Consider the following 12,284-nt stretch of genomic DNA (forward strand, 5'->3'; position numbering starts at 1 on the left):
GATGTTTGTGGATTGGATCGACCGCGGCCGCATCGACGCTAGTCGGCGCGGGCGCGGTTTAAGATTTTGAATAATATAAATTTTAGTGTACTGATCATGAACACCACCTACCGTAAACCACTGCCCGGCGCCGACCTGGATTATTTCGACGCGCGCGCCGCGGTCGACGCCCTCGCGCCCGGCGCCTATGACAGGCTGCCATACACCTCGCGCGTGCTGGCCGAAAACCTGGTCCGCCGCTGCGATCCGGCCATGCTGACCGATTCGCTGAAGCAGCTCATCGAGCGCCGGCAGGATCTGGATTTCCCCTGGTTCCCGGCGCGCGTGGTCTGTCATGACATCCTCGGCCAGACCGCGCTGGTCGACCTCGCCGGCCTGCGCGACGCCATCGCCGAGCAGGGCGGCGACCCAGCCCAGGTGAACCCGGTCGTTCCGACCCAACTGATCGTCGACCACTCGCTGGCGGTGGAATGCGGCGGCTTCGATCCGGATGCCTTCGCCAAGAATCGCGCCATCGAGGATCGGCGTAACGAAGACCGCTTCGACTTCATCGACTGGACCCGGAAGGCGTTCAGGAACGTCGACGTGATCCCGGCCGGCAACGGCATCATGCATCAGATCAACCTGGAGAAGATGTCGCCGGTGATTCAGGTGCGTGACGGCGTGGCCTTCCCGGATACCTGCGTCGGGACCGACAGCCACACCCCGCATGTCGATGCGCTGGGTGTGATCGCCATCGGCGTCGGCGGTCTGGAGGCGGAAACCGTGATGCTGGGGCGCGCGTCCATGATGCGCCTGCCCGACATCATCGGCGTCAAGCTGACCGGCAAGCGCCGGCCGGGCATCACCGCCACCGACATCGTGCTGGCCCTGACCGAATTCCTGCGCCAGGAGCGGGTGGTGGGCGCCTACGTCGAGTTCTTCGGTGACGGCGCCGACAGCCTGACCATTGGGGACCGCGCCACCATCTCCAACATGTGCCCGGAATACGGGGCCACGGCGGCGCTGTTCTACATCGACCGGCAGACCATCGACTATCTCAGGCTGACCGGTCGTGAGCCCGAGCAGGTCGCGCTGGTCGAGCACTACGCCAGGACCAGCGGCCTCTGGGCCGACAGCCTGGTCGACGCGCAATACCCGCGGGTGCTGGAGTTCGATCTGTCCGCCGTGGTGCGCAACCTGGCCGGCCCCTCCAACCCGCACCGGCGTCTGCCGACCTCCGAGCTGGCCGCGCGCGGCATCGCCGGCGTCTGGGAGGAGAAGGAAGGCGAAATGCCCGATGGCGCGGTGATCATCGCCGCCATCACCAGTTGCACCAACACCAGCAACCCGCGCAACGTCGTGGCCGCCGCCCTGCTGGCCCGCAACGCCAACCGGTTGGGTCTGGTACGTAAGCCCTGGGTCAAGTCCTCCTTCGCCCCCGGCTCCAAGGTCGCCAAGCTCTATCTGGAAGAGGCCGGTCTGCTGCCCGAGCTGGAGAAACTGGGCTTCGGCATCGTCGGCTATGCCTGCACCACCTGCAACGGCATGTCCGGCGCCCTGGACCCGGCGATCCAGCAGGAAATCATCGACCGCGACCTCTACGCCACCGCCGTCCTGTCCGGCAACCGCAATTTCGACGGCCGTATTCATCCCTATGCCAAGCAGGCGTTCCTGGCCTCGCCGCCCCTGGTGGTGGCCTACGCCATCGCCGGCACCATCCGCTTCGATATCGAGAAGGACGTGCTGGGTCTGGACACCGCCGGCCAGCCGATCGCCTTGAAGGATATCTGGCCGTCCGATGAGGAGATCGACGCCATCGTCGCCGCCAGCGTCAAGCCGGAACAGTTCCGCTCGGTGTATCTCCCGATGTTCGAAGTCCGGCAGGACGATGGCGTGAAGGTAAGCCCACTCTATGACTGGCGCCCCATGACCACCTACATCCGCCGTCCGCCCTATTGGGAAGGCGCGCTGGCCGGCGAGCGCACCCTGACCGGCATGCGTCCGCTGGCGGTGCTGCCGGACAACATCACCACCGACCATCTGTCGCCGTCGAACGCGATCATGGCCAACAGCGCGGCCGGTGAGTATCTGGCCCGGATGGGCCTGCCGGAGGAGGACTTCAATTCCTACGCCACCCATCGCGGCGATCACCTCACCGCGCAGCGCGCCACCTTTGCCAACCCACAACTGGTGAACGAAATGGCCGTGGTCGATGGGCAGGTCAAGAAGGGCTCGCTGACCCGCATCGAGCCGGACGGCCAGGTGACCCGGATGTGGGAGGCCATCGAAACCTACATGGCGCGCCAACAGCCGCTGATCATCATCGCCGGCGCCGACTATGGTCAGGGATCGTCGCGCGACTGGGCGGCCAAGGGCGTGCGCCTGGCCGGTGTGGAGGCCATCGTCGCCGAAGGCTTCGAGCGGATTCACCGCACCAATCTGGTCGGCATGGGCGTGCTGCCGCTGGAGTTCAAACCGGGCGTCGACCGCAAGACGCTGGGCATCGACGGCACCGAAACCTTTGATGTCATCGGCGAGCGCACCCCGCGCGCCACGCTGACACTGGTCATCCATCGCAGGAACGGCGAGCGGGTGGAGGTGCCGGTGACCTGTCGCCTCGATACCGCCGAAGAGGTGGCGATCTACGAGGCCGGCGGCGTGCTTCAGCGTTTCGCCCAGGACTTCCTTGAATCCTCGAAGGCCGCGTAATTCCCATGGCTTACGTACCCCAGATCAAGATCCCCGCCACCTACATGCGTGGCGGCACCAGCAAGGGCGTCTTCTTCCGCCTTCAGGATTTACCCGCAAGCGCCCAGGCGCCGGGCGCGGCGCGCGATGCGCTGCTGCTGCGCGTCATCGGCAGCCCCGACCCCTACGGCAAGCAGATCGACGGTATGGGCGGGGCGACCTCCAGCACCAGCAAGACGGTCATCCTGTCCAAGAGCGACCGGCCCGATCACGATGTCGATTATCTGTTCGGCCAGGTGTCCATCGACAAAGCCTTCGTCGACTGGAGCGGCAATTGCGGCAATCTCTCCGCCGCGGTCGGCTCATTCGCGATTAGCGCCGGGCTGGTCGAGGCCGAGCGCATCCCGCGCAACGGCGTGGCGACCGTGCGCATCTGGCAGGCGAACATCGGCAAGACCATCATCGCGCATGTTCCGATCACCAACGGCGCCGTGCAGGAAACCGGCGACTTCGAACTCGACGGCGTGACCTTTCCAGCCGCCGAGGTGTGCCTGGAGTTCCTCGATCCAGCCGACGAGGGCGAGGACGGCGGCTCGATGTTTCCCACCGGCAACCTGGTCGACGACCTCGAGGTTCCCGGTATCGGAACGCTCAAGGCCACAATGATCAATGCCGGCATCCCAACCATCTTCGTGAACGCGGAGGCCATCGGCTATACGGGCGCCGAGTTACAAGAGGCCATCAACAGCGATGCCAGGGCCTTGGCCATGTTCGAGACCATTCGCGCCCATGGCGCGGTGCGCATGGGCCTCATCCAGCATGTCGATGAATCAGCCATTCGTCAGCACACCCCCAAGGTCGCCTTCGTCGCCAAGCCCGCCGATTACGTCTCATCCAGCGGCAAGCCGGTCGCCGCCAACGACATCGACCTGCTGGTGCGCGCACTCTCCATGGGCAAGCTGCACCACGCCATGATGGGCACGGCGGCGGTGGCCATCGGCACGGCGGCCGCGATCCCTGGAACCCTGGTGAACCTCGCCGCCGGCGGCGAGGCGCGAACGGCGGTGCGCTTCGGTCATCCCTCGGGTACCCTGAGGGTGGGCGCGGAGGCGAATCAGGTCGACGGGGAATGGGTGGTGACCAAGGCGATCATGAGCCGCAGCGCCAGGGTGTTAATGGAAGGCTGGGTGCGCGTGCCCGGCGAGGCCTTCTAAGGAACGCCGCCTTTGGCCGAATTTGCGCCGGGTCGATCGACCCGGCCGTACCGCGGCCATTCCATTCGCGGCCTGACCGAACGAGCCAAATCCCGCGAAACTTTCAAAATCAGGCCGATTCTTCAGCCAAGCCCCCCACCCGCCGAGCCAATCGAACGGCTACTTGCCGACACATCATCCCACCAGGATTCGACACCAAGAATGGCTGTCGAGCGGTGCGTCTCCATTGACAGGCTGATGGAACTCGCTGATCCTCCTTGGAAGGCCACACGGCATGCCGCGCTCATGAACAGCTCCCACAGCATGGACGACCACCTTCGCGAGGAAAACGCCACCCTGAGACTCCGCCTCAGTGTGCTTGAGGCAAGCCTAGCCGAGACCAGGCCATCCCCGGCTGCGGCCCTGCGCATCGACAAGCTGCTCGATAACCTGCCAGGCATGGTCTACCGTTGCCGTGACGATCCGGATTGGACGATGGAATATGTCAGCGTTGGCGCTCGGGAACTGCTCGCCTGCTCGCCCGATGATCTACTCCAGAATCGGATCAGCTACGCCGGCCTGATCCTGCACGAGGACAGACAGGGCGTTTGGGACGAGATCCAGCAAGCCTTGGCCCTCGAGCGTCGGTTCGAGCTTCGCTATCGCGTCCAGGTTCGCGATGGCGCGATCAAATGGGTATGGGAACGCGGCTGGGGCGTCTGGTCCGACAGCGGCGAATTGATCGCGCTGGAAGGCTTCATCACCGATATCACCGACACCAAGCAGGCCGAACACGCCTTGCTGGAAAGCGAGCGTCGCTATCGGCGGATCGTCGAAAACAGTCAGGAAGGCATCTGGACCATCGACGCCGAGCAGCGCACCAATTTCGTCAACGCGCGCATGGCCGAGATGCTGGGCTACCCGGTCGAGGAAATGCTCGGCCGATCCCTGCTGGAGTTCATGAGCGAGGAGTTTCGGGGCATCGCCCTGAACCAGATCCAGCAACGTCGGCAGGGCACCCGTGAACCGCATGATTTCCCTTTGCAACGTAAGGACGGAGGCGAAATCTGGGCCTTGATGTCGACCACTCCCCTTCTGGACGAGAAGGGACGCCACAGGGGTACGCTCGCGATGGTGGTCGACATCACCGACCGCAAGCGGATGGAGGCCAGGCTCCGAGAGCTGGCCATCTCCGATCCCCTCACGGGATTGCTCAACCGGCGGCACTTCTATGAGCTTGCCCAGCGGGAGTTGGAACGCTTCACGCGCTACCGCCGTCCCCTCGCCGCGATCATGGCGGATCTGGACCATTTCAAGTCGATCAATGACGAGCAGGGACACCTGATTGGAGATCAGGTTCTGCAAACCGTCGCGAGGATGCTGAGCGAGAGCATGCGCCAAACCGATCTGCTCTGCCGGTACGGTGGAGAAGAGTTCGCCATGCTGCTCCCGGAAACGGATATCCGAACGGCCAGCCTGACGGCGGAACGGCTACGCGCCATGTTCGATACCCAGCCGATCGATACCGAGCGTGGTCCGCTGCGCCTGACCGTCAGCCTGGGAGTGGCGGCGATCAGTGCCGGTGAGACCATCAGCCTGGAAACACTACTGGATAACGCCGACCGTATGCTCTACGCGGCCAAGGACGGAGGACGCAATCAGGTCGCCATCTGGGATCTGTCCAGCAATCGTAAGGTACTCGCCAAGCCGCCGGGCTGACCCGCGCGGGATTCGGTGCCCCCGTCCTTTCGTCACGGAGAGCGCCGACCTTCCTGGCGCTCTCCGTGAACGCTCAACCGCGACCCGCCATCCGCTTCGACCCCTAGTCCAAAAACGTCAAACCGGGAACGAGCCACATTCAACCCAGTAAAGAGCCGCCAGCGATCCGCCTCCAGCCGTTGCATGGCCGAGGTTTTCGCTTCTTGCGGGGCTTCTTGCGGGCTTCGCCCAATGGGTAAGCCTCGGCCGGTCTCGGCCAATGGCCAAGTGACCGACTCCCAATAGCTGGAGGCTGGAGGCTGACAGCTCTTTATCCAGAGCCGATCGAGGCGTCTCGACGGTGGACGATCAATACCGGTCGGTCTTGTCGGATTGAGGCCGAACCAAATTGACGAACCTTGTCTGAAGGCTCCTGGCCCAGGGCGGCTGCGTCCAATTCCAGCCGATCACGATCCCGATCACGAGGCCAAGCAATAACTGAATCATGCGCGTTTCCTCCTCTTGGGTTTGAACACAAGCGCCGCGCTAAGCCCGATCATCGATCAGGGCGCCTGATCAATTATCACAGAAGCCCGATAAAAGATAAGGTTCCGCGAACCCTGAATCCAAGCGTCTTAACAAGGTTGAGGCCAAGGGGCGTTAGATTTGATCTTCAAGGTGAAAACCGAACAGTTCCAGCACGATACCGGTCAAGGCCCCGCCGAGCATGCCGCCCAAAAGCCCTGGTGGGACATCGTTCAGGACATGAGTGATGGCGTCCTGACTGCGCGTGTCCAGCATCGCCGCCGTCGTGCCGCCAAGGATCCAGATACTGGCGCCCACGACGGCGGCGATCAGTCCAGCCACCACGGGAGCCGAGATCACGCCTGGCAGCCAGGGGATACTGCGGCTGACCAACCAGCGTTCCGAGACTTGGAAGAAGGTACCGACCAGGGCGACCACGCCGGCCGCCAGCACGAACATGCCGACCGGCTCGGCCGTGACCGACAGCACCAGGGCCAGCGAACCGCCCGCGAGCAGGCCCGCGATGAGTCCAGTGAGGGTCTCGGCCAGCGGACGACTGCCCCCGGTCACGATCCAGGAATAGAAACTACCGGCGATCAGGCCGGTCACACCGGCGATGCCGACGATCATCAACAATTCGACTTCTTGACCAGTCGCAATCAAATAGCCAATCGAAGCCAGAACACCCGCCATGGAACCTACCAGCGCCACCGGCATCGCGCTATAAAACGCCGACGTCGTCATCGCCGCCGCCGCGGCGGCGATGATCAAAGGCTGCCAGCCGGTCAGACCAAGCACCCCGAGGATCTGGTAGAGCCCGGCGAACAGGGCTCCGAACAAGGCTCCGGCAAACCCCCACACGAAGAGCGCCATGACAATCGCGGTAAACTGGTCCTTGGATTGCATAGTGAATACCCTGCATAGTAAATACCCAGCGACGAGAGGAACGCTGGCCCTAGTCTAGCCTTTCTCCGATCCGGAACCGCTATCCTTTCAGGAACCTCTGGAACAATCGCCAGCCGTGGAATCCGATGTCGATTCCCAGGCTCGCCCCAACCATGACCACGGACATTGATGCGCAGCCTGTGTCAGTCCCCTTGCAACGGAGCCAAACGCCAGATCGATGGCGTCACTCGCGTCTATTATGACGGATACTGGGTCAAGTATTACGAGCCGCCCGTCGACAGCCTCGTGGTCCGGCGCCAATTGATCCAGGCCCTCACGCGACGCCTGTTCAACCACGTCGAGCACGGGATCAATATTCCGGGGGCGCGTCTCAAGGAGGCACGCGCCGCTTACGAGGCCGAGACGGATATCGAACGCAAGCGCGTCAATGGGGCCATGCTGGCCGGCGCCCTCTTCAATCGGGCCGCCGACATCTTTCACAGTCTGGTGGATCTGCAAACCGCCGGAGTCGAGATCCCTCCGGATCACGCCCTGATGCGCGAGTGCGGACATTGCCTGATCGAGGCGCTCGAGCTGGGAAAAATGGTCCGTCACCGGGGCGGCGACGAAGGGATCGATGAACTCTGGGGCGAGCCATTCAAGGCCTTCTCCATGCCCATCGAGGACTTCTACGCCAGCCGCTATCTCAAGATCGCCATGACCATGCGCGATATCGACCGCATCACGGCGGCCATGAAGGATACCTTCGCCGGCAGTCGTCAGATCCTCGACATCGAGCCTCGGCTCGCGGAACTGGCCGAGACGGCCAAGCGCAAATGCGAGATCCTCAGGACCGATCCGGCGGTCTTCGATGTCTGGCCGACCTATGTCGTCGCGAGCGAGCGGGTCCGCAATCTGGAGCCGGTCATACCGAGCATCCACGACGCCGCCGACGTGCGCGAGGCGATCGAGGGTACCCGCGTGCTGCGCGACGGAGCCGATCTGATCAGCTTCATCGTGCGCGCCCGTGTGCCCATGTCCAAGAGCACCCGTGAGTACATCGATCGCTGTCTGCAATTTCGCCGCGCCCACATCGAGCCCCGGCTTGCCCGAAGCCCGGACTCCTCTTCCGTCTGAACCTCGCCACCCACGGAACCCCGATGCTCGTTTATCTCCATGGCCTCAACAGCTCCGGCCAATCCATCAAGGGCCAACAACTGCGCGAGCGGCTGCGCCCATTCCAGGTACTGACTCCCGACTATCCGGCGCATCGCCCGAACGAGGCGCTCGCCTGTCTCGAGCGCTTCTTCCGCGCGCTCGATGGACCGGCCCCGGCGGTGGTCGGCAGTTCGATGGGCGGATTCTATGGGCAGTATCTGGCGAGACATTTCACCTTCTCGCATCTCTTCATGATCAATCCGGCGCTCACCCCCTGGACCTTCCTCGCCGAACACCTGGGTGAAACCATGACGACGGCGGAGGGAGAGCGCTATCCGATCACGCGCGAGCTCATCGACAGCACCCGCGCCTACGGGATCGACGACCCCGGCGCGGGCGTCGCGACGACCCTGTTCCTGAATCGGGGGGACGAGGTCATCGACTATCGCATCGCCGAGCGACACTATGCCGGCCATGGCCGACGACTCATCTGGGATGGCGGCGACCATGCGTTTCAGAACATGGATGAAGCCATCGAGATCATCCGCGCCCATCTGGTCGCGAGGACAGGGTCGCGAGCCTGATGGGGCCGGGGGCGGGGCCGCTCCCCGGAGCGGCCTGAAGAGGGCTTAGGCGATTTCCGGGAAAGTCCATACCCAACCTAAAACTCCGGAAATGGACAGGATTTACAGGATTAAAAACAGAGTTTTATAAATCCTGTCAATCCTGCGAAATCCTGTTAATCCTGTCTATGACGGGGCGGATCGCGGGTACAAGGTTTCCCGGAAATCACCTTAGGTCGTCGAGCGAAACAACTGTTCGACCATGCGGAAACCCGCCACATAGGTTCCGATCGCCGCCCCCAGGCTGCTCAAGACGAACACCACCAGGACGCGCGAGACGCGATTTCGCCACCAGCCCGTCCAGGTGGCCACGTCCGCGCGCAGACGGCTGAAGTCGCCAACGTTGGGCTTGCGCAGATAGAGTTCGACGGCGCCCGTGACCATGCCCGCTCCCACGGCGGGATTTAGCGTCGTCAGGGGCGCGGCCAGGAAGGCGGACAGGATGGTGAGCGGGTGACCGGCGGCGAGCAGGGTTCCGAACGCGGAGAGACCGCCCGTGATCAAGACCCAGGAGATCAGCAGATCAAAGCCGAGTCCGGGACTGGTGGCGAATCCGTAGCCGAAGCCCGCGAGGATCAGGACCAGGATCGCCCAGGCGATCATGGACGGCCATCGACTCGGGGGCGGAATCTCCTCCAACGCGGCGACTACGCCGGCGGGGTCGGTCCGATCCCGCTCCAGGTTAGCGGCGATCCCCTTGAGGTGGCCGACGCCAACCACCGCCAGGATTCGCTTGACGCCGAGCCGCGCCGCCTCGCGTCTGAGCTTGGCGGCCATGTAGAGATCGCGCTCCTCGATCAATGGCACGTAGAGATCCCGACGGTCGGCGGCGAACTCGGCGAAGGTGGTCTCGAGGACGTCCCCTTCCTTGAGTCGCTCAACCTCCTCCTCGGTGACCTCGTCCGAGCTGACCATGGCGGCCATCAGGCCGGCGAACAGACCATAGCGCCGCCACCAGCCGAGACTGGCGGAGATGCGTTTCAGGGTCAGGCCGATCTCCCGATCGATGAGCATGACGGGCAGGTCCAGATCCTTGGCCAGGCGCACGGCCATCCGCTGCTCGGCCCCTGGCTCGATGCCGAACTGGTCGGCGAGTCGCTGCTGATAGGCGGACAGGGCCAGGTTGGCGACCACCATGTAGACCCGGTTCTGGCGGATGACCGAAAAGAGGTCCATCTGGGACAGCGATCGCGGATCGAGCAAGGCATTGAAGCGACTGCGGCAGAGTTCGACGGCGACCGCCTCGTAGTGACCGGTTTGGATCAGCTTGCGAACCTGCTCGGCGCTGGCGCGCGACACATGCGCGGTGCCGAGCAAGGTCAGCTCGACACCATCGATGACCAGATCCAGTCTTGGCTCCGTTGAATCGACCATGGGATATCGTTACTCACTCCAAAAACACAGGGCGGCATCATACCCCAGCCATCGCGGGCCAACCCGATCCGCCGCCACCCCGAGCCGCGCCGGGATCCGTTGGTCGACCCGAGCGGATGCCGTATGATCGCCGAACAGAGGAACAACATCATCGCCTGGAACAGCATCGTGGAGAAAGCAACCCTCGGAAAACCGCGTCGATTCTCGTCGACGCTGGCCCGGCTGTGCCTGGCCGGCCTCGTGGCGACGACCCTCGCGGCCTGCAACCCCGTGAAAAAGGACCAGATGACCGACTCGCTTCAAAACGCGACCAATGGCTATCAAACGGCGTTGCGCTGGGGCTATTACGAGAACGCCTACGCCTTCATCGATCCTCGGCAGCGACAGGACAAGCCCATGCCAGCCTCGCTGGAGGGCCTGCGACTCACCGGCTATGACGTGATCCAGCCGTTGGTCCTGAAGCAGGACGAGAATCAGGCGGCCCAGATCGTCGAGATCGAATACCTCTACGAAGACCGGCAGATCGTCAAGAAACTCAAGGACCGACAGGTCTGGCGCTATGACCTGGAGAAAAAGAAATGGTGGCTCGAATCCGGGCTTCCACCCTTCGCCAAGCGCTGATCGGCGCCGCCGGAACCGAACCCCATGAGCAACCTCCTCGCGATCTGTCTACTGCTGCTGATCGGCTGGTTCTGGCTGGACAGCCTCCGCGCCAGGGAGATCGCGCTCGCCATCTGTCAGGCGGCCTGCCGCCAACGGGATCTGCAATTCCTCGACCAGGCCGTGGCCCTGCGTCGACTTGGATTCGCCTGGCGCTCCGAGGGACTGCGGCTGCGCCGCGTCTATCGCTTCGATTTCAGTGAGGAAGGTGTGGGCCGGCGCAATGGCTATATCGTGATGCGCGGCTTGAGTCTGGAGGAATTGAGCTTTGGACTACCCGAGCAGACAGGGGATGCCTGAACCGCTCGCTCCTATTTCACGACCTTGAGCGTCGGACCGCCGCCCTTGCCACGCGGCGACCCGGATGCCGGCTTAGCGCCCGGTTCCGCCGACGTGTCGCCAACCGGCGCGAGCCTGGGCCCGGCCGACGGACGGACATCCCCCGACGCGGCCTCGGGATAGCGGGGCTCGGGAAAGACCATGCCCTGTCCGTTCTCACGGGTAAAGATGCCGATCACCGCCTCGCTCGGCACCATCACATCCCTGGCGACGCCACTGAAACGGGCATTGAACTGGACCCAATCATTGCCGATCGACAAGCCACGCACGGCTCCCGGCGCGATATTGAGCACGATCCGCCCCTCCTCGACGAACTCCCTGGGCACCAGGGTATCCGGAAAGCCCGCGTCGACCACCAGATGAGGCGTCATCTGGTTATCCAGGATCCAATCGTAGATGGCCCTGACCAGGTAGGGCTTACTCGATGTCATGCTATCGGCGGTATCGGTGGTGTCGATCATCAGCGTGCGTCCGCGATCATCTCCTTCTCGGCCTCGGTCAAGCTTTGGCGGAAGGCATCCCAGTTGAAAATCCGCTTCATGTAGACACGGATCGGATCGGCCTGTTTCGGCAGTTCGACGCCGAGCATCGGCAAGCGCCACAGGAGGGGCGCGACACAGCAATCGACCAGCGAAAACTCATCGCTCATGAAGAACGCATGGGCGGAAAACACCGGCGCGGTGGCCGTCAGGCTCTCGCGCAGTTCCTTGCGGGCCTGGTCGACCTCGCCGCCCTCGCCCTTGAGGATCCGCCCCATGAGCGAATACCAATCGCGGTCGATGCGATACATGAAGAGCCGCGCGCTGGCGCGCGAGACGGGATCGACCGGCAGCAAGGGTGGGTGTGGAAAACGCTCGTCCAGATATTCCATGATGATCCTTGACTCATAGAGTCGCAGATCCCTGTCCACGAAGGTCGGCACGGTGCCGTAGGGATTGAAGTCCATGACTTCATCCGGCAGCGCCTTGGCGTCGACGTCCACGACGTCGACCGCGATCCCCTTCTCGGCCAGCACTATCCTGACCCGATGGCAATAGGGGCAAACAGGATCGGAATATAGGGTCATTGCAGCTCGTCTACTAGCGGCCTCGGCCATTCTTCCCTTCTCCAGCACATAGGCTGAGCCCGGTTGGGCTCGATCATTGAGTGTCGTCGACCG

Annotated in this window: 11 protein-coding genes; 7 read left to right on the top strand and 4 right to left on the bottom strand. The window is 63.4% G+C overall.

Annotation, left to right across the window (positions count from 1 at the left end):
- Positions 1-96: 96 nt before the first annotated feature.
- The 3 genes from acnD (at position 97) to CKO27_RS15610 (ending at position 5,582) form a co-directional block, all read left to right on the top strand.
- On the top strand, positions 97-2,691 hold the full coding sequence (gene acnD, locus CKO27_RS15600; protein ID WP_200375833.1) for a Fe/S-dependent 2-methylisocitrate dehydratase AcnD: 2,595 nt from the start codon (positions 97-99) through the stop codon (positions 2,689-2,691).
- A gap of 5 nt (positions 2,692-2,696) precedes the next feature.
- A complete protein-coding gene (gene prpF, locus CKO27_RS15605) occupies positions 2,697-3,884 on the top strand; it encodes a 2-methylaconitate cis-trans isomerase PrpF (protein WP_200375834.1) in 1,188 nt (395 codons plus the stop codon).
- 285 nt (positions 3,885-4,169) lie between these two features.
- Positions 4,170-5,582: a sensor domain-containing diguanylate cyclase gene (locus CKO27_RS15610; protein WP_200375835.1), complete on the top strand. Its 1,413-nt coding sequence runs from the start codon at positions 4,170-4,172 to the stop codon at positions 5,580-5,582.
- Between the two features lie 639 nt (positions 5,583-6,221).
- Here CKO27_RS15610 and CKO27_RS15615 read toward each other — a convergent pair.
- Positions 6,222-6,884 (bottom strand): spermidine synthase, encoded by a 663-nt coding sequence (locus tag CKO27_RS15615; protein ID WP_338116066.1) that lies wholly within the window; start codon positions 6,882-6,884, stop codon positions 6,222-6,224.
- A gap of 276 nt (positions 6,885-7,160) precedes the next feature.
- Between CKO27_RS15615 and CKO27_RS15620 the strand changes: the two genes are divergently transcribed.
- The gene (locus tag CKO27_RS15620; RefSeq protein WP_242470945.1) at positions 7,161-8,108 is read left to right on the top strand and encodes a hypothetical protein; all 948 of its coding nucleotides are present in this window, start codon (positions 7,161-7,163) and stop codon (positions 8,106-8,108) included.
- A 23-nt stretch (positions 8,109-8,131) separates the two neighbouring features.
- Positions 8,132-8,713 (top strand): YqiA/YcfP family alpha/beta fold hydrolase, encoded by a 582-nt coding sequence (locus CKO27_RS15625; RefSeq protein ID WP_200375837.1) that lies wholly within the window; start codon positions 8,132-8,134, stop codon positions 8,711-8,713.
- Positions 8,714-8,923: 210 nt separating this feature from the next.
- Here CKO27_RS15625 and CKO27_RS15630 read toward each other — a convergent pair whose 3' ends face one another.
- Positions 8,924-10,126: a TraB/GumN family protein gene (locus CKO27_RS15630; protein WP_200375838.1), complete on the bottom strand. Its 1,203-nt coding sequence runs from the start codon at positions 10,124-10,126 to the stop codon at positions 8,924-8,926.
- Between the two features lie 123 nt (positions 10,127-10,249).
- On the opposite strand from CKO27_RS15630, the gene CKO27_RS15635 reads away from it, so the two are divergent.
- The gene (locus tag CKO27_RS15635) at positions 10,250-10,747 is read left to right on the top strand and encodes a hypothetical protein (RefSeq protein WP_242470946.1); all 498 of its coding nucleotides are present in this window, start codon (positions 10,250-10,252) and stop codon (positions 10,745-10,747) included.
- Between the two features lie 24 nt (positions 10,748-10,771).
- A complete protein-coding gene (locus tag CKO27_RS15640) occupies positions 10,772-11,086 on the top strand; it encodes a DUF3301 domain-containing protein (RefSeq protein WP_200375839.1) in 315 nt (104 codons plus the stop codon).
- Positions 11,087-11,097: 11 nt separating this feature from the next.
- Here the strand turns inward: CKO27_RS15640 and CKO27_RS15645 are convergent, their stop codons facing one another.
- Both CKO27_RS15645 and CKO27_RS15650 read right to left on the bottom strand, forming a co-directional pair.
- Entirely contained in the window at positions 11,098-11,586 is a 489-nt protein-coding gene (locus tag CKO27_RS15645; RefSeq protein WP_242470947.1) for a ClpXP protease specificity-enhancing factor, read from the bottom strand.
- Positions 11,586-12,221, bottom strand: a complete 636-nt coding sequence (locus CKO27_RS15650) for a glutathione S-transferase N-terminal domain-containing protein (RefSeq protein ID WP_200375840.1) — start codon at positions 12,219-12,221, stop codon at positions 11,586-11,588. The genes CKO27_RS15645 and CKO27_RS15650 overlap by 1 nt, the downstream gene beginning before the upstream one ends.
- Positions 12,222-12,284: the final 63 nt, after the last annotated feature.

Origin of the sequence: Thiocystis violacea (genome assembly GCF_016583575.1) — a bacterium.
In the GTDB taxonomy this organism is placed as follows: domain Bacteria; phylum Pseudomonadota; class Gammaproteobacteria; order Chromatiales; family Chromatiaceae; genus Thiocystis; species Thiocystis violacea.